At 71.1% G+C, this 16,385-nt stretch carries 13 protein-coding genes; 3 read left to right on the forward strand and 10 right to left on the reverse strand.

Annotated features, from left to right (window positions below; genetic code table 11):
* Window positions 1-45: 45 nt before the first annotated feature.
* The 5 genes from AC07CM_RS37435 to AC07CM_RS37455 form a co-directional block, all read right to left on the reverse strand.
* On the reverse strand, window positions 46-3,348 hold the full coding sequence (locus AC07CM_RS37435) for a S8 family peptidase (RefSeq protein WP_478880967.1): 3,303 nt from the start codon (window positions 3,346-3,348) through the stop codon (window positions 46-48).
* Window positions 3,349-3,590: 242 nt separating this feature from the next.
* Window positions 3,591-4,274 carry an ABC transporter ATP-binding protein gene (locus AC07CM_RS37440; protein ID WP_478880968.1) on the reverse strand — a complete coding sequence of 228 codons (684 nt, stop codon included), beginning with the start codon at window positions 4,272-4,274 and terminating at the stop codon, window positions 3,591-3,593.
* A gap of 105 nt (window positions 4,275-4,379) precedes the next feature.
* Complete coding sequence (locus AC07CM_RS37445) at window positions 4,380-5,831, reverse strand: ABC transporter permease (protein ID WP_478880969.1); 1,452 nt, start codon at window positions 5,829-5,831, stop codon at window positions 4,380-4,382.
* A 132-nt stretch (window positions 5,832-5,963) separates the two neighbouring features.
* Window positions 5,964-7,211, reverse strand: a complete 1,248-nt coding sequence (locus AC07CM_RS37450; protein WP_478880970.1) for a L,D-transpeptidase — start codon at window positions 7,209-7,211, stop codon at window positions 5,964-5,966.
* Window positions 7,212-7,428: 217 nt separating this feature from the next.
* Window positions 7,429-7,773, reverse strand: a complete 345-nt coding sequence (locus AC07CM_RS37455) for a hypothetical protein (RefSeq protein ID WP_478880971.1) — start codon at window positions 7,771-7,773, stop codon at window positions 7,429-7,431.
* A 110-nt stretch (window positions 7,774-7,883) separates the two neighbouring features.
* Between AC07CM_RS37455 and AC07CM_RS37460 the strand changes: the two genes are divergently transcribed.
* Window positions 7,884-8,219 (forward strand): hypothetical protein, encoded by a 336-nt coding sequence (locus AC07CM_RS37460; RefSeq protein ID WP_478880972.1) that lies wholly within the window; start codon window positions 7,884-7,886, stop codon window positions 8,217-8,219.
* 42 nt (window positions 8,220-8,261) lie between these two features.
* Window positions 8,262-9,056 carry a hypothetical protein gene (locus AC07CM_RS37465; protein WP_478880973.1) on the forward strand — a complete coding sequence of 265 codons (795 nt, stop codon included), beginning with the start codon at window positions 8,262-8,264 and terminating at the stop codon, window positions 9,054-9,056.
* A 58-nt stretch (window positions 9,057-9,114) separates the two neighbouring features.
* Here AC07CM_RS37465 and hutH read toward each other — a convergent pair whose 3' ends face one another.
* The 3 genes from hutH to AC07CM_RS37480 form a co-directional block, all read right to left on the reverse strand.
* Window positions 9,115-10,653 carry a histidine ammonia-lyase gene (gene hutH, locus AC07CM_RS37470; protein WP_478880979.1) on the reverse strand — a complete coding sequence of 513 codons (1,539 nt, stop codon included), beginning with the start codon at window positions 10,651-10,653 and terminating at the stop codon, window positions 9,115-9,117.
* 80 nt (window positions 10,654-10,733) lie between these two features.
* Window positions 10,734-11,885 carry a GGDEF domain-containing protein gene (locus AC07CM_RS37475; RefSeq protein ID WP_478880974.1) on the reverse strand — a complete coding sequence of 384 codons (1,152 nt, stop codon included), beginning with the start codon at window positions 11,883-11,885 and terminating at the stop codon, window positions 10,734-10,736.
* 99 nt (window positions 11,886-11,984) lie between these two features.
* On the reverse strand, window positions 11,985-12,779 hold the full coding sequence (locus AC07CM_RS37480) for an enoyl-CoA hydratase/isomerase family protein (protein WP_478880975.1): 795 nt from the start codon (window positions 12,777-12,779) through the stop codon (window positions 11,985-11,987).
* Between the two features lie 204 nt (window positions 12,780-12,983).
* Between AC07CM_RS37480 and AC07CM_RS37485 the strand changes: the two genes are divergently transcribed.
* On the forward strand, window positions 12,984-13,565 hold the full coding sequence (locus tag AC07CM_RS37485) for a hypothetical protein (protein ID WP_478880976.1): 582 nt from the start codon (window positions 12,984-12,986) through the stop codon (window positions 13,563-13,565).
* A gap of 3 nt (window positions 13,566-13,568) precedes the next feature.
* On the opposite strand, the gene AC07CM_RS37490 is transcribed toward AC07CM_RS37485, so the two are convergent.
* Both AC07CM_RS37490 and AC07CM_RS37495 read right to left on the reverse strand, forming a co-directional pair.
* The gene (locus tag AC07CM_RS37490; RefSeq protein ID WP_478880977.1) at window positions 13,569-14,684 is read right to left on the reverse strand and encodes an adenylate/guanylate cyclase domain-containing protein; all 1,116 of its coding nucleotides are present in this window, start codon (window positions 14,682-14,684) and stop codon (window positions 13,569-13,571) included.
* 606 nt (window positions 14,685-15,290) lie between these two features.
* Window positions 15,291-16,151, reverse strand: a complete 861-nt coding sequence (locus tag AC07CM_RS37495) for a biotin--[acetyl-CoA-carboxylase] ligase (RefSeq protein ID WP_478880978.1) — start codon at window positions 16,149-16,151, stop codon at window positions 15,291-15,293.
* Window positions 16,152-16,385: the final 234 nt, after the last annotated feature.

A 16,385-nucleotide genomic window follows, 5' to 3' on the forward strand; every position in this document is an offset into this window, starting at 1 on the left:
GCTTCCGGCGGGCCGTTCGCTCACGGCCTACTCAGATGCTGAGGCTCACTTGCCGAAGTAGGCGTTGTAGATCGTGATCGTCGACGTGTTGCCCTTCTTGTCGGCGATCTTGGCGCGGAACGAGATGGCCTTGTTCTTCGCCGGGTTCTTCACGGTGATCCTGCCGCCGCGGACGTCGACCTTCGTGAAGGTCTTGCCGTCGTAGGAGACGTACACCGTCAGGGACTTCAGGTTGCTGCCCGCGGCCGCGCCCTCGACGGTGACCGGGAAGGTGACCTTCTTGCCGGCCTCGACACGGCTGTCCAGGCCGGTCGTGGCGCCGAAGTGCAGCGCGGACACGGGGAGCTTGGCGGAGCCGCTCGACGGCTTCTTGGAACGGAAGGTCCACGCCGCGTCGATCCGCGAGGAGGCCTCCGCGACCTTGGCCGAGCGCTTGACCGAGGTGGTCAGCTTGTACGCGGCGTCACCGGCGGGAACCTTGAAGGACTCCTCGCCGAACAGCGGGTCGTGGTTGGAGCCGACCTTGCTGCCGTTGCGGTACAGGGTCGTGTTCACCGAGGTGAACAGCGAGGAACCGGCGTGCTTGGCACCGTCGGCGAACAGCGGCAGCGAGCCGGAGATCTCGTTGCCGTCCCGGTAGATGCCGAAGTCGGCGTTGACGTGCGGGCCGAAGACGGCGGTGTTGAACGTCTTCGTGTACGTCTTGCCGGCCGTGAAGGACTGCGCGCCCAGGCCGTAGCCCGCCTCGGCGATCGGGAAGCCGTCCTGGTCGACCCCGCCGTCCTGCTCGAACTCCAGGTCCCACTTCACGCCGCCCTTGGCGGACAGGTGCAGGGTGCGGGTGCCGGGCAGCTTCTGCGGCATGCTGACGGAGGAGGCGCCGGAGCTGCCGGGCAGCCAGCCGACCGCGCTGACCGAGCCCTTCTTGCCGCTCGCGGGGGCTCCCAGCCGGGCCTTGACCGTGGTCAGGTCGCTCGTCTTGTAGTGCTTGGTGAAGCCGGTGGCGAGCTGCTTGACCGGACCGCCCGAGGTGACGTCGTACTCCTCGGTGGCACCCTTCGTCCAGTGGCCGTCCCACTGCTGGGACAGCGTGCCGGCGGGCAGCTGCGGACCCAGGTGGGCGGTGTGGAAGTTCTTGTACGAGTCGAGGAACCAGCCGTAGCCGTACTGGCCGTCGCCGATCGTGACGTCCCACTCGGGCGAGGCGAACACGGACTTGGCACCCGAGGCCGGGACGGTGATGTCCACCGGCTTGGCCTTGCGCGCGTCGATCGTGATCGTCTGCTTCTTGGAGACGGTCAGCTTCGGCTGGGCGATCGAGTCGATGCCCTTGCTCGCGTCCTCCGGGTCACCGTAGACGGCGGTGTTGAGGATGTACGTGCCCTTGGGCGCGCGCACCTTCACCGTGCCGGACTTGTCGTACGGGTTCAGCCACTGGCCGTTGGCCAGGCCGGCCACACCGGTCAGGTCGGCGGCGTAGTACGGGGCGGGCTTGCCGTCACGGCCGATGAACTTCAGCGTGACGTCGTACGACTCCACCTCGCGCTGCACCGCGGCGGCCGTGCGGACGGTCTGCCCGCCGCCGGTCGCGGTCACGTAGGAGGAGTAGGCGCCGTCGACGGTGCCGCCCAGCTTGGTGTTGACCGTGAAGTCGACCGAGGCCTTGCCGTGCGCCGGGACGGTCACCTTCGTCGCGCCGAGCTTGAAGAAGCCCGCCGGAGCCGCCTGCCCCTTGGGGTTCGTGGCGGTGCTGCCGAGGTCGAGCGTGACGTCCTTGTCACCGAGGTTGCGGTACGTCAGCTTCTTGGTGGCCGGCTTGTCGTCGGTGTGCGGCCACTGCTGCACTCCGAAGCTCACCGAGACCGGGTCGGCGACCACGGACTGCTTGATGGCCTTGTCGACCGCGATACGGCCCGAGCCCTGCTGGAACGGCGTGTACTTGCCGCCCTTGGCGGAGCCGGTGAGCGCGCCCTTCAGCTCGGCGTAACCCCAGTCGGGGTGCTCCTGCTTCAGGATCGCGGCAGCGCCCGCGACGTGCGGGGTGGCCATCGAGGTACCGGAGATGGTCAGGTAGCCCTCGGGCTTCTCACCGACCTCCTTGTCGATGACGCTGCCCTTGGCGGCGGCGGCGGTGATGTCCACGCCGGGCGCGGTGACGTCCGGCTTGATGGCACCGTCGCCGACCCGCGGGCCGGTGGAGGAGAAGTCCGCCAGCTTGTCCTTCTTGTCGACGGCGCCGACGGTGAGCGCGGCGTCCGCGCTGCCCGGCGAACCGATCGACTGGGGGCCCTCGTTGCCCGCGGCGATCGCGAACAGGACGCCCTTCTCGGCGGAGAGCTTGTTGACCTCGGCCTCGAGCGGGTCGACCTCGGGCGTGTCGTAGCCGCCGAGGCTCAGGTTGATGACGGAGGCGCCCTGCGCGGCCGCCCACTCCATGCCGGCGAGGATGCCGGAGTCGTCACCGGAACCGCTGTCGTCCAGGACCTTGCCGTTGAGGATCTTGGCGTCGGGAGCGACACCCTTGTACTTGCCGCCCGACTTGGCGCCGGTGCCCGCCACGATGGAGGCGACGTGCGTGCCGTGACCGAAGTGGTCGGCGGCGTCGGCGGCGGTGGAGAAGTTCTTGGACTCGATCACCTGGTCCTTGAGGTCCGGGTGGGTGGTGTCCACACCCGTGTCCAGGACGGCGACCTTCACGCCCTTGCCGGTGTAGCCGGCGGCCCACGCGACCGGGGCGCCGATCTGCGGCACGGACTTGTCGAGGGCGGCCTTGCGGACGCCGTCGAGCCAGACGTGGGCGATGCCGGAGGCGGCCGTGTCGCCGTTGGTGACGGCGTTCCACAGCTCGGCGGTGTCCTTGACCGGGGTCTGCACGGCGTCCGCGTTCAGGGCCTTCAGGCTGCGGCGCAGGTGGCCCGCGTCCCGGACGTCGGCCTTGGTGGCCGCGGCGGCGCCGCTGTAGCCGACGATGACCTTCAGGCCGTTCTTCTGGGCCTTGCGGGTGGCGGCCTTGTTCAGCTCGGTGATGTCGAACAGCCGCTGGTCCAGCTTGCCGGAGGCGACCAGGTGGGCCGCGTCGGCGGGGACGACCAGCGTGTGTCCGCTCGCCTTGCGAACCTGGAAGGGTATGTGCTCGCGGCCCTTGGCCCGCTGCAGGCCGACGACGCGGCCCTTGGCGTCGAGGGCGACGCGGTCACCGGTGATCAGGGTGACGTGGTGCTTGGCGGTGAGTGACGCGGCAGCGACCGAGGTCTGCTGCGCGGGCTTCGCCGACGCCGGGCTGGTCATACCCGCTGCGAGGGCGACGGCTGCGGCGGTGGCCACCGTGGCCGCAGCTGCTCTTTTCACTTGTCTGCGCAAGTTCTCCCCCTGGAGATGGAGTACCGGGCGAAATCCCCATTCACCCGGCCGGGGGATGTCTCGCACATCTGAACGTCAATCCCCCGGATCACGAAGTATGCCGGGGGGTGATCAGACGGCTCAATAGATGAGAGGGCGGTGAGAAAGCGCTGCCCGGAACTGTTACGCGCCGGGGCAGACACCGTTACAGAATCGCGAAGTCCCTTGCGTGCGAACGGTGTTATGAGGCGTCAGGCGCCCGCGTTCTCGCGCACGGTGATCTTTCCCTTGCGGATGGTGGCCACGCGCGGGGCCTTCTTCGCGATCGCGGAGTCGTGGGTGACCATGATGAAGGTCAGCCCGTGCTCCTTCCAGAGGCGCTCGAGCACGTCCATGATCTCGTCGCGCATGCCCTCGTCGAGGTTGCCGGTCGGCTCGTCGGCGAGGAGCACCTTCGGGCGCTTGACGAGTGCGCGGGCGATGGCGACGCGCTGCTGCTGTCCTCCGGACATCTCGGAGGGCAGATGGTTCAGACGCTCGCCGAGTCCCACCGAGTCGAGGGCCTCGGCGGCCCGTTCCCGGCGTTCCCTCACCTTCACGCCGAGCGGCACCAGGGCGGTCTCGACGTTCTCCTGCGCGGTGAGCGTCGGGATCAGGTTGAAGGACTGGAAGACGAAGCCGATGTTCTCGCTGCGGACCCTCGTCAGGCGGGCCTCGGAGAGCCTCGCCAAGTCGGTTCCGTCCAGGACGACTTCGCCGGAGGTGGGGCGGTCCAGGCCGCCGAGCATCTGCAGCAGCGTGGACTTGCCGCCGCCGGTGGGGCCCTGGATGACCAGCCTGTCTCCGTCGCCGATGGTCAGGTCGATGCCGTCGAGGGCATCGACGGTGTCCTTTCCTCTGGTGTAGCGCTTGGTGACGTTCTTCAGTTCGTACATGGTGGCTCCTGGAAGGGTTCGGGGGCGGGGCGCATCGTCGCCGCCGCGGGTGAGTGGGGGTTGTTCGCGCGGTTCTCCGCGCTCCTCGGGTCGAACGAGCGCGTCCTACTCGACACGGCGCAGGGCGTCCGCCGGACGCAGCCGGGCGGCACGCCAGCCGCCGAACGCGCCCGCGACCAGGCCGCCGGCCACCGCCAGGCCCACCGCCAGGACGATCGTCGCCACGCTGACCGGTGCCGTGAGCGCGACCTCCAGGGTCTTGGCCGTCTGCCGCCCCGGCCCGCCGAAACCGCCGCCGCCGGGGCCGCCGCCCCCCGTGCCGCCGCCGAGCTGGGCCTGCAGGCTGGGGCTGACGGCCGTGACGGCGTACGCGCCCGCCAGGCCGAGGGCGATGCCGAGGGCGCCGCCGACCAGGCCGTTGACGACGGCCTCGCCGACCACCTGCCGGGTCACCCGGCCGGACTTCCAGCCCAGCGCCTTCAGCGTGCCGAACTCGCGCACCCGGCGGGAGACCGCCGAGGAGGTGAGCAGACCGGCGACCAGGAACGCGGCCACGAGCACCGCGATGGACAGCCATGTGCCGACCTTCGTGGCGAGGGAGGAGGCGGTGGAGAGGGAGCCCGAGACCGTCTTGGCGAGGTCGGAGGAGGTGGTGACGGTCGTACCCGAGACGTTCTTCTGGATCGCGCTCTTGACGGTGTCGATCCGCTGGGAGTCGGTCGCCTTGACGTAGATCGTGGTGACCTTGTTCTTCTGACCGGCCAGCGTCTGGGCCTGCTTCAGCGGGATGTAGAGGTTGGCCGCCGAGTCACCGCTGTCGGCGGTGGCGATGCCGATCACCTCGAACTCGACGCCCTTGACGGTGACGGTGGAGCCGACCTTGTACTTCTTCTGCTTGGCGTAGGCCGAGTCGGCCACGGCCACCTTGGCGTTCGTCTCCGTGGCCTTGAAGGAGCGACCGCTGGTGATCTTCGACGAGGTCAGCGGGCCGAGCGCGGTCCTGGTGACGTCGGTGCCGAAGACGGTGTACTGGTTGACGTCGAAGTCGGCGCCGCCGCCACGGACTTCGCCCTGCGGCTGCCCGCCGGTCCCACCGCCCGGCCGGCCCTGCTCGCCGCCGCCGTTGCCGTTCTGCTGGAACTGGCCGCGGGTGAACTGGCCGTTGACCTTGAGCACGTTGAGGCTGAGCCCGCCGACGGCCGACGAAACACCCTTCTGATCCGCGACCTTGGTGACGGTCGAGGAGGCCAGCGTGGTGAAGCCCTGCACCATGACGCGGTCGCTGCTCTGCCGGGAGTCGTCGTCGCCGTTGCGCGCGTCGAACCGGAACCGCGGGCGCTGGGAGCTGCTCGCGGTCGGTGTCGAGGCCTTGGTGACGGTCATGTCCGTACCCAGCCCGTACAGCGACTGCAGGACCTTGTCCTGGGCCTTCCCCATGCCGCTGGACACGGAGTTGACCACGATGACCAGCGCGATGCCGAGCGCGAGGCCGGAGGCGACGACGAGGGCCGCCTTTCTGCGGCGGCGCAGTTCGCGCCTCAGGTAGGTGAAGAACATGCCCGCAAGCTAGGGACGGACCGTGATGACTCGATAAGGCCGAAATAAAAGAACCATGAGAAGGCTGTGGCACGCCCCGGAAACACCGATGCCGCCCCTTGGGGCGGCATCGGTGTGACTGTGAGCGGGCTGTCAGACGGCCGAACCGGCCTTCCACTGCGCCCAGTCGAGGTTCCAGCCGTTGAGGCCGTTGTCCGGGGAGACGGTCTTGTCGCCGGTGTGCTGGACGACCACGACGTCACCGACGAGGGAGTGGTCGTACATCCAGGCGGCCGGCGTGTGCGGGTCCTTCGCGCCCTTGGTGTCGGACAGGCCCACGCAGCCGTGGCTGGTGTTCACGCTGCCGAAGATGGACTTCGCGCCCCAGTAGTTGCCGTGCAGGAAGGTGCCGGAACTGGTCAGGCGGATGGCGTGCGGCACGTCCTTGATGTCGTACTCGCCCTTGCCGTCGTCGTCGGTGAAGCCCACGGTCGCGCCGTTCATGCGCGTCTCCTTGAACTTCTCCTGCATGACCATGACGCCCTCGTACGTCTTGTTCTCCGGCGAACCCGCGGAGATCGGTATGGTCTTGACGACCTTGCCGTCCTGCGTGACCTTCATCTGCTTGGTCTGCGCGTCGACGTAGGAGACCTGGTTGCGGCCGATGTGGAAGGTGACCGTCTTCTGCTGCACGCCGTAGACGCCGCTCGCGCCCTGGACGCCGTCGAGGTCGAGCTTCAGCGTGACGGTGGAGTTCTCCTTCCAGTACTCCTCCGGACGGAAGTCGATGCGGTTGGCGTTGAACCAGTGGCCCACGACCTCCTGACCGCTGCTGGAGGTGACCGTGATGCCCTTCTGGACGGCGGCCTTGTCGGTGATCGCCTTGTCGAAGTTGATCGACACGGGCATGCCGACGCCGACGGTGGAGCCGTCCTCCGGCGTGAAGTTGCCTATGAAGCTGTTGGCCGGGGAGACCGTGGTGAAGGAGGCGTTCTCGTGGGCGACCCGGCCGGCGGAGTCCTTGGCCTCGGCGGCGACCTTGTAGGTGGTCGAGCGCTGCAGCTGGGTGGTGGGCTTCCAGCTGGACTTGTCGGCGGACAGCGCGCCCGCGACGGCCTTGCCGTCGACGGTGGTCATCGTCACACCGGTGAGCGTGCCCTTGGCGACCCTGACGGCGGCCGAGTTGTTGATGGAGGCGTTGTTGGAGCCGTCCTTGGGCGTGATCGTGATCTGGGCCTCGGACGACTTCTTGGCCGCCGCCTCGTCGGCCTTGGCCTGGGAGGTGTCGCCGTTGTCGGTGGCCTTGGCGTTGCCGCCGCCGGAACATCCGGTGAGTGCCAGCACACCGCCGAGCAGTGCGGACGCGACCGTCAGGCCCTTGCGCCGCTTACTGTTCGTCATCACACGCTTCTCCATCGTTGCCGTAATCGCGGAAACCCCAGTCCCCGTTGGGGAACCTTCAACCTACGGGCGGTCCGTCCCTTATCACATGGTCGCCATGTGTGGGCCGCACCACGTCCGCCCGCGGCGGGTGGTGCGGAAGTCGTCCGTGCGCCCCCTGAGACGTCGAAACCCCGGACGGCGGTTGCCGCCCGGGGTCATGGGTGCCCCGCGACGTTCAGCCGATGCCGTCCTCTTCGTCGTCGTCCTGCCCATCATCCTCGTCCAGGTCCCAGTCGGGCGAGTCAGGGTCGTACTCGATGCGTTCGCTGGACCAGGAGGCCTGCTGGAGCTCCACGCCGGGTACCTCACTGACCAGGTCGAACGGGTCCACGAGATAGGCGAGGGCCTCCGCGGTGTCTTCCGTCACAGCGGCCTCGGCGTGCGTCCGCTCCTGCGGAGGCAGCTCCGGATCGGCGGCCAGCCGGCGCAGCGCGGCCTTGGTCAGCCCGTCCTCGTCCTGTACCTCGAGGACCAGCTCCACCCGAAGTCGTACAAACTGTGATGTCTCTTCCGTGCTCATGCCCGGAGCGTACGACCGAAACCTCCCGTGACTTTCCTGTGACCCGCGACTTTCACTAACATCGCCCCACACGGCCAATTCGCCAGCGTCACAAGGGGGATCGATATTCCGTGTCATCCGCTCGCCGCCCGTTGCTGACCGCCACCGCCGCGGGGACCCTGCTGTGCGCCCTGTGGTTCGTCCCGTCCGCCAACGCGTCGCAGGACGACTCGGCGAGAGCGACCACGGCCACGAGCACGACGTCGCAGGTCACGCAGCAGGCCAAGGCCCTGTCCGAAGCGGCGGCCACCGACGCCGCGGAGACCTCGGACACCGCGGACGGCACGCGGCTCGCGGACACCGGCAGCTTCGACACCACGCCGTACGTCATCGGCGGCAGCGCCTTCCTCGCCATCGGCGCCGGATTCGTGGTGTATTCGGTACGTCGGGAACGCCTCGGCTTTTAATTCCGCTTGACGATTCCTTGACTGGGAACGCATAGTCCGCCCATGAAGAGATCATCGGGCGTGCGGCTGTGCGCCACCGCGGCTGTGGGCGCACTTTCGCTCGCCCTCATCACGGGCTGTTCCGACGGGGGTTCGAAGGACTCCGGCGACGGCAAGGGCGGCAGGACCGAGCAGGCGGACGCGAAGGCGCCGAGCGCCGCGGAGCTGCAGAAGCTGATCATCGCCAAGGGCGAGGTGCCCGGCTTCAAGGTCGAACCCGTCGAGGGCGGCATCCCCGCCAAGAGCAAGGTCACGTCGGACGACGCCCGGTGCGACCCGGTGCTGCGGGCCCTGACCGGCATCGCCCCCGGCGACCCGGCGGCGAACACCAGCCGCATGGCCACGGAGGACAAGAAGGACCCCACGGACGACGCCACGTCCCTCGACGACCTGGCCGACGGCAAGTTCGAGGACGCCCTCGGCAAGTCCATGGACCTGGACGTCACCGTGGTCACCCTGGCCTCGTACGACGGTGACGGCGCCGCGGCGGGCCTGAAGTCCGTCTCCGACGCCGTGAAGGCCTGCTCGGGCGGCTTCTCCGGCGTGCAGGACGGCGAGAAGGGGAAGTTCACCAAGGTCGCCGTGGAGAAGTCCTCCGGCACGGGTGAGGAGTCGGTGGCCTTCACCGCGACCAACGACTCGGGCAAGGACGGCGCCCTGCCGTTGCACGCCGAGGTCGTGCGGCACGGGAACACCCTCGCCACGTACACCACCATCAACATCGGCGCGATGATGAGCAAGAAGGCCTACACGGTGTCGGCCCCGGTCATCAAGGCCCAGGCGGCCAAGCTGAAGTGACGTCGAAAAGGGGCCCTGCCGCACGGACAGGGCCCCTTTTTACTGTTCCGCTCGCCTCTTACCGCAGCGGTCCGGTGACCGACTCCACGGCGGCGACGAGATGCCCCCCGCGCACGAACGCGTCGGCGGCGGCCAGGTCGGGGGCCAGGAAGCGGTCGGGGCCCGGGCCCTGCACGCCCGCGGCGCGCAGAGCCCCGATCACGGCCTGCGAGGCCGGTGCCGGGGTCAGGCCCTCGCGCAGTTCGACACCGCGGGTGGCGGCGTACAGCTCGACGGCGATGATCCGGGTGAGGTTGTCGACGGCGGTGCGCAGCTTGCGCGCGGCCGACCAGCCCATGGACACGTGGTCCTCCTGCATCGCGGAGGACGGGATGGAGTCCGCGGAGGCCGGTACGGCGAGCCGCTTCATCTCGCTGACCAGGGCGGCCTGCGTGTACTGGGCGATCATCAGGCCGGAGTCCACGCCGGCGTCGTCGGCGAGGAACGGCGGCAGGCCGTGGCTGCGGTTCTTGTCCAGCAGCCGGTCCGTGCGGCGCTCGGCGATGGAGCCGAGGTCGGCGGCCGCGATGGCGAGGAAGTCCAGGACGTAGGCCACGGGGGCGCCGTGGAAGTTGCCGTTGGACTCCACGCGGCCGTCGGGCAGCACGACGGGGTTGTCGACGGCGGAGGCGAGTTCCCGCTCGGCGACGAGGCGGGCGTGCGCGAGGGTGTCGCGTCCGGCGCCGGCGACCTGCGGGGCGCAGCGCACGGAGTAGGCGTCCTGGACGCGGGGCGCGTCGTCCTGGTGATGCCCGGTGAGTCCGGAGTCCTTGAGGACGGCGAGCATGTTCGCGGCGGAGTCGCCCTGGCCCGGGTGGGGCCGGATGGCGTGCAGCTCGGGCGCGAGGACCTTGTCGGTGCCGAGCAGCGCCTCGAGGCTGAGGGCGGCGGTGACGTCGGCGGACTTGTAGAGGGTGTCCAGGTCGGCGAGGGCCATGATCAGCATGCCGAGCATGCCGTCGGTGCCGTTGAGGAGGGCCAGGCCCTCCTTCTCGCGCAGCTCGACGGGCTGGATCCCGTGCTCGGCGAGCAGTTCGCCGGCGGGCCGCACGACTCCGTCGGGGCCTTCCGCGTCCCCCTCGCCCATGAGCGCGAGGGCGCAGTGGGAGAGCGGGGCCAGGTCGCCGGAGCAGCCGAGGGAGCCGTACTCGTGCACGACGGGGGTGATGCCGGCGTTCAGCACGTCGGCCATGGTCTGCGCGACCTCGGGCCGGACACCGGTGTGTCCGGAGCAGACGGTCTTCAGGCGCAGGAACATCAGGGCCCGGACGACCTCCCGCTCGACCCGGGGGCCCATGCCGGCCGCGTGCGAGCGGACGATGTTGCGCTGCAGCTGGGCGCGCAGTTCCTGGCTGATGTGCCGGGTCGCCAGGGCTCCGAAGCCGGTGGAGACGCCGTAGACCGGATCCGGCTTGGCCGCCAGGGCGTCCACGATCCCGCGGGCCGCCGCGAGGGCCGCCACCGCCTCCGCCGACAGCTCGATGCGGGCACCGCCGCGCGCCACGGCGAGAACGTCGGACGCCGTGAGACCGGACGTCCCCACCACCACAGTGTGCATATCCATATTCAGGAGCGTACGCATTGAATGCGTTGATGTCACTAGTGGGGAACGGGAGAGCCCCTTACCGATCCGTGCGCTCAGGACCGGCGGCCGCGGAAGCGGCGCCGCTCGCCCCGCTCGGCCTGCCCGGGCGACGGCTCGTCGGCGAGACGTACGACAGGGTCGTCCGGCCCCTCCCGGCCCGCCACGACCGGCCGGTCCGCCCGCACGGCCTTGGCCCGGTACTGCGCCGCGTCGGCCAGCCGGAACAGCCGCCGTGCGGAGCGCACGGGGCCGATGGCGTCCTCGGTCGAGGCGAGCCCGCACGCCACGCCCTCGCCCAGTTCCAGCTCCGCCGCCCTGCGGCACAGCTCGTCCGCCGCTTTGACCACGTCGTCCGCCGGCGGCCCCACGGCCAGCAGACAGAACTCGTCACCGCCGAGCCGCGCCGCGAGCGCGCCCGGCACCATCGCCCCGCACAGCGAGAGCACGGAGCCGAACCGTTCGAGCAGCCGGTCACCGACGGCATGCCCGAGGGTGTCGTTGACCCGCTTGAGCCCGTTGAGGTCGCAGACGACGAGGCTGACGACCACGCCGTCCACGCGGTGCCGCTCGACGGCCTCCTCCAGGCGTACGTCGACGGCGCGGCGGTTGGCCAGGCCGGTGAGGGCATCGGTGTAGGCGAGCCGGCGGGCCTCCTCCAGCCGCTCGGTCTGGGCGAGCCCGGCGGCGACGACGGCGGCCAGGACCGTTGCGAAGTCGGCGTCCGCCCGCGCGAACACCCGCACGCCGACGGCGCGGGCGACATACAGCTCGCCCCAGGCCCTGCCGTGCAGCACGACGGGCGCCACGACACAGCAGCCGCGGCCCCGGCGGCGCAGGGCGGCGACACGCTGGTGGAAGTAGCCGGGGGTGCCGGCCGCCGTGCCCTCGGCGGTCTCCACCCAGGCGTTCGGCCCGCCGCCGCCCGCCCACCGCTCGTGCAGGAACTCGGTGATCTCCGGGAACTGGTGCACCGGATAGGTCTCCAGCTCCGGGAACTCCGCCTCGTCCTCGCGGCACTCCCCGACGTTCACCAGGACCCGCAACCGCCCCAGCTCCCGCTCCCACACCGACAGCGCGGCGAAGCTGCCGTCCAGCGCCCGGCACGCACCGAGAGCCGCGGCCCGCCACGACTCCCGTGGAGTGTGCGCCGCCGCCATCCCCTGAGCCAGCGCCACCACAGCGGCAAGCCGCTTGTCGTCACCCATCACTCCAGGTTAGGAAGAAATGGGCGCATTCGGGACATTGGTGCGGCGATCAGGTGGGAGTGCCCTTCACCGCCCGAGCAGCGGATCAGCCGGCCGCGCTCACTCCCCCGGCCACTCGGGCCTGCGCTTCTCGTTGAAGGCCGCCACACCCTCCGCCCGGTCCCCGGAGAACGCCACCGAGCGCCACGCCGCGTCCTCGACCTCGAGGCCGGCCCGCAGATCCAGTCCGTGCCCCAGCCGCAGCGCCCGCTTCGCCGCCCGCAGCCCGACCGGAGAGTTCCCGGCGATCCGCGCACCGAGCGCCAGCGCCTCCTCGCGGTCCCGGCCCTCCTCCACCAGCTGGTCCACCAGGCCCAGCTCGGCGGCCTCCGCCGCTTCCAGGCGCCGCGCCGAGAAGATCAGCTCGGCCGCCCGCGCCGCGCCGACCCGCCGCGGCAGCAGCTGCGTACCGCCACCGCCGGGGATCACGCCCACGGACACCTCCGGCAGCCCCACCACCGCCGTACGGTCCGCCACGATCAGGTCGCAGGACAGGGCCAGTTCGAACCCGCCGCCCAGCGCGAAGCCGTGCACCGCGGCGATCGTCGGCATGGGCAGCTCCAGGACCCCGGTGTACGCCCCGCGCGCCACGGGCCGCTGCCGCACCAGATCCGCGTCACTGAAGGAGTTCCGCTCCTTGAGGTCGGCGCCCACACAGAACGCCCGTTCGTGGGACGAGGTCAGGACGACCACGCGCGCGTCCCGGTCGGCGGCGAGGGCGGCGCACGCACCGGCGACGGAGCGGGCCATCTCCGTCGAGACGGCGTTCATGGCCTTGGGCCGGTCCAGCACCAGCTCGGCCACGTACTCGTGCCGCCGCACCAGCACGAACTCCCCGAACCGCTCCTCGCTCATGACACCCTCCGGTTAACGCGGGTTAACTCACTGTCGGGCCGATCATCGCAGCCGTACCCCGCTACGGGAAAGAGCCGACCCCGTCCACTGTTCTACGCCCGTTCGAGTGACATCCCGGTCGTCTCGCCCCACACCACCCACAGGAGCGCATAGCGTGCGCTCCGCCACGGCGCGCCCCCGGCGCGCGCGGCGGGGAGGACCTTCATGACACCGATACGCGCACAGTCCGGCACGGACCAGCGGTCGCAGGGCCTGCCTCGCGGCCGGCACCGCAAGCCCCACCCCCGCAAGGTGCTGCTCGCCGCCGGCGGCCTGGCACTCGCCGCCGGTGTCCTCAGCCTGGTGCGCGTCGCCCCGGAGTCCGGGGTCGGCGCCCCGGGGACGGCGGAGGCCGAACCCCGGCACGGTCCGGGCGGCGTCGCCACCGACGGCCGGACCGGCGCGGCCACGCACGGCGCCGACCCCACGGCACCGCCCTCGGCCACCTCGGTCATGGGCGGGGCGAGCGCCGCGCCCACGACGGCCACGACCACCCCCACGCCCTCGGCCACCCCGACCTCGCTCCCCGGCGGCACCGCGATCCCGACCACCATCCCGACGGGCGCCCCGCGGCCGACGGCCACCCCGACCGCCACGGCACCCCGCCCGGCGCCCACGACACCCACGCCCACCCGGACCCCGACACCGACCCCGAGCCACAGCTCGACAACGCCCCCGCAGAACAACGGGGCGTGCATACCGATCATCGGCCTGTGCGTGGACCTGCCTGGCGTCGCGCGGCCGTAGGGGTCAGGACTGGCCGTCGCGGCGGGCGAGCAGCCACGGCTCGACCACGCCGAGCCCGCGGACCGGACGCTGCCACATCGGCTGGAGCCCGAAGCGGTACGTCGGAGGCTCCTCGCCCTCCTTCTCCGCAGCGGCCGCGGCCTCGGCCGCCTCCGCCTCGGAGGCGGGCGCCTCAGCGGTGCGGATCAGCTCCTCGGCGAAGGCGCTGTCCACCAGCACGGCGTCGCGCGGCGCTATCGAGGTCAGCCGGGAGGCCAGGTTGACGGTCGTACCGAACACATCGCCCATCCGGGTGGTCACCGTGCCGAAGGCCATGCCCACCCGCAGCTCCGGCATGGTCTCGTCGTTCGCCATCGTCTCGACCAGCCGCAGGGCGATGTCCGCGGCCGTGCCGGCGTCGTCGGCGGCGTACAGCACCTCGTCACCGAGGGTCTTGATGAGCCTGCCGCCCCGCGCGGCGACCAGGTCGGCGGCGGTCGTCTCGAAGGCCTCGACCAGCTCCCCGAGCTCCTCCTCCTCCATCCGCCGGGTCAGCCGCGTGAACCCGACGAGATCGGCGAAGCCGACGGCGAGCCTGCGGTCCACCATCTCCTCGTCGTCGGCGGCCTGCACCACCCGGCCGGCCGAGGCGGCGAGCTGCCGCCGCCACACGTAGACGAGGAACTCCTCGAGCTCGGGCAGGAGCAGCTCGACGATCGGATACGTCACCTCGGTGCGGGTCATGCCCGGCTCCGGAGGCTCGGTCAGCCCCTCCAGAAAGGAATCCATCTGCCACTCCGCCAACCGGGCGGTGGTCTGCCCCGTGGACCGGGCCACCTGCACCGCCATGGCCTCGCTCAGCAGCCCCGCCTCGACCAGACCGGCCAGCCGCCGCAGGGCCAGCACGTCGGCCTCCGTGAGCGCCTTCGCCTGCCCGATGTCCGCGAACCCCATGGCCCGCCAGAACCGCGACGCCAGCTCCATGGAGACACCGGCGCTGCGGGCCGCCTGAAAAGGCGTGTAGCGCCGCTCGGCGCCCAGGATGAGCTGCTCGAGACGCAGGGCAAGCGGGTCCTCGCCGGAGTCGCCGGAGTCGGCGGCGTCCGCGTCCTCGCCGGAGTCCGTGTCGTCGACGGTCACGCCTGCTGCCCTTCCGATCTGCCACGGTCAGGTATCGACCGGCCTCAACTCTACGGCAGGTGTGCGCCAGCTCACTCCGGCGGGTTCGGCCGGCGGCAGGTGCTCGGTACCGGGACGGTGCAGCTCGCGCCGGTGGCAGTGCCGAGCAAGTCCGGAGGCCGCAGCACCGTCACGGAGCGCGGGTCGCAGGTGGCTTTTCGCGCAGTCACCCGCACCCGTGAGGCGACGCCGCCCGCACCGTCGGCCACATGGCCCGCAGCCGCCCACGGCGGGAAGGGGACGTGTCGGGGGGTGTCCGCCCGCAGCGGTTGGCGCGTCAACACCGGTAACCGGCCGGCCGACCGATTCCGCGCCGCTCCGAGGACGGACACCCCCCGACGCGGCCCCGACCCCCAAACCGCACTGGGCGCTACGCGCGCCCCCACCCGGCAGCGGAGGCGCCGCAGGCACCCACCCACCTACCCACACCGAACCCACGGCCGGACAGAGACGCCGAAGCCACCGCAGGCACCCCCACCCGGCAGCAGAAGCGCCGCAGGCACCCACCCACCTACCCACACCGAACCCACGGCCGGACAGAGACGCCGAAGCCACCGCAGGCACCCCTCAGGCAGGCCGCAGATGCACGATGTCCCCCGCCCCCACAGGCTCCTGCACCCCCGCCTCCGTGGCGATGACCAGCCGCCCGTCCCCGTCGAGGGCCACCGCCTCCCCCACCACGGACCGATCCCCCGGCAGCTCGGCCCGCACAGTGCGCCCCAAAGTCGCGCACCCCGCCGCGTACGTCTCCTGCAACCCGCTGACCACCGGATCACCCCCCGCAGCACGCCACCGCCCGTACCACTCCTCCAGCGACCGCAGCACCGCCCGAAGCAGCGGATCCCGGTCCGTGCTCACCGCCCCGGCCAGCACCAGCGACCCCGCCTGCGGCACCGGCAGTTCCCCGGCCCGCAGGGTGACGTTGATGCCGGCCCCGATGACCACACCGTCGTCGCCCGCCCGCTCCGCGAGGATCCCGCCGGCCTTGCGCTCCTCACCACCGACAGTCACCAGCAGGTCGTTGGGCCACTTGAGTGCCGTGTCCACGCCCGCCGCCCGGGACAGCCCCGTCGCCACGGCCACCCCGGTGAGCAGCGGCAGCCAGCCCCAGCGCGCCACCGGCACCTCGACCGGCTTCAGCAGGACGGAGAAGAACAGCCCGGAGCGCGCCGGCGCGGTCCACTGCCGGTCCAGGCGCCCGCGCCCGGCCGTCTGCTCCTCCGCGACCAGCACCGCCCCCTCGCCCGCCTTGCCGGCCGCGGCCCTGGCCACCAGGTCGGAGTTGGTGGAGCCGGTGCGCTGGACCAGCTCGACCTCCGACCACAGTCCGCCCTCCCGGACCAGCCCGCGCCGCAGCGCGGCGGCGTTCAGAGGCGGACGGTCCAGGTCGGACCAACGGCTGTCGTCTGATGCATTGTGCGGCGTCATGCAAGTCACCCTAGGTGTGGGAAACGCCGCACTGCCGACACGGAGGCACACCACTACGCTACGGATGAGTAACCGTCCCCCCTTTTGAGCAGGCAGGGAGCCGCGATCCCGATGTCCGAGCCGGAAGAGCGCCGAGAGATCGACATCCACACGACCGCGGGCAAGCTCGCGGATCTGCAGCGCCGTATCGACGAGGCGACGCACGCCGGCTCGGAGCGCGCCGTCGAGAAGCAG

The sequence above is a fragment of the Streptomyces sp. NPDC044061 genome (genome assembly GCF_056434305.1).

Bases quoted from the DNA above. Each gene is read 5' to 3' on its own strand.
- AC07CM_RS37440 (WP_478880968.1), bottom strand. From the start codon at position 4,274: ATGTACGAACTGAAGAACGTCACCAAGCGCTACACCAGAGGAAAGGAC.
- AC07CM_RS37445 (WP_478880969.1), bottom strand. From the start codon at position 5,831: ATGTTCTTCACCTACCTGAGGCGCGAACTGCGCCGCCGCAGAAAGGCG.
- AC07CM_RS37450 (WP_478880970.1), bottom strand. From the start codon at position 7,211: ATGACGAACAGTAAGCGGCGCAAGGGCCTGACGGTCGCGTCCGCACTG.
- AC07CM_RS37455 (WP_478880971.1), bottom strand. From the start codon at position 7,773: ATGAGCACGGAAGAGACATCACAGTTTGTACGACTTCGGGTGGAGCTG.
- AC07CM_RS37465 (WP_478880973.1), top strand. From the start codon at position 8,262: ATGAAGAGATCATCGGGCGTGCGGCTGTGCGCCACCGCGGCTGTGGGC.
- hutH (WP_478880979.1), bottom strand. From the start codon at position 10,653: ATGCACACTGTGGTGGTGGGGACGTCCGGTCTCACGGCGTCCGACGTT.
- AC07CM_RS37475 (WP_478880974.1), bottom strand. From the start codon at position 11,885: ATGGGTGACGACAAGCGGCTTGCCGCTGTGGTGGCGCTGGCTCAGGGG.
- AC07CM_RS37480 (WP_478880975.1), bottom strand. From the start codon at position 12,779: ATGAGCGAGGAGCGGTTCGGGGAGTTCGTGCTGGTGCGGCGGCACGAG.
- AC07CM_RS37485 (WP_478880976.1), top strand. From the start codon at position 12,984: ATGACACCGATACGCGCACAGTCCGGCACGGACCAGCGGTCGCAGGGC.
- AC07CM_RS37495 (WP_478880978.1), bottom strand. From the start codon at position 16,151: ATGACGCCGCACAATGCATCAGACGACAGCCGTTGGTCCGACCTGGAC.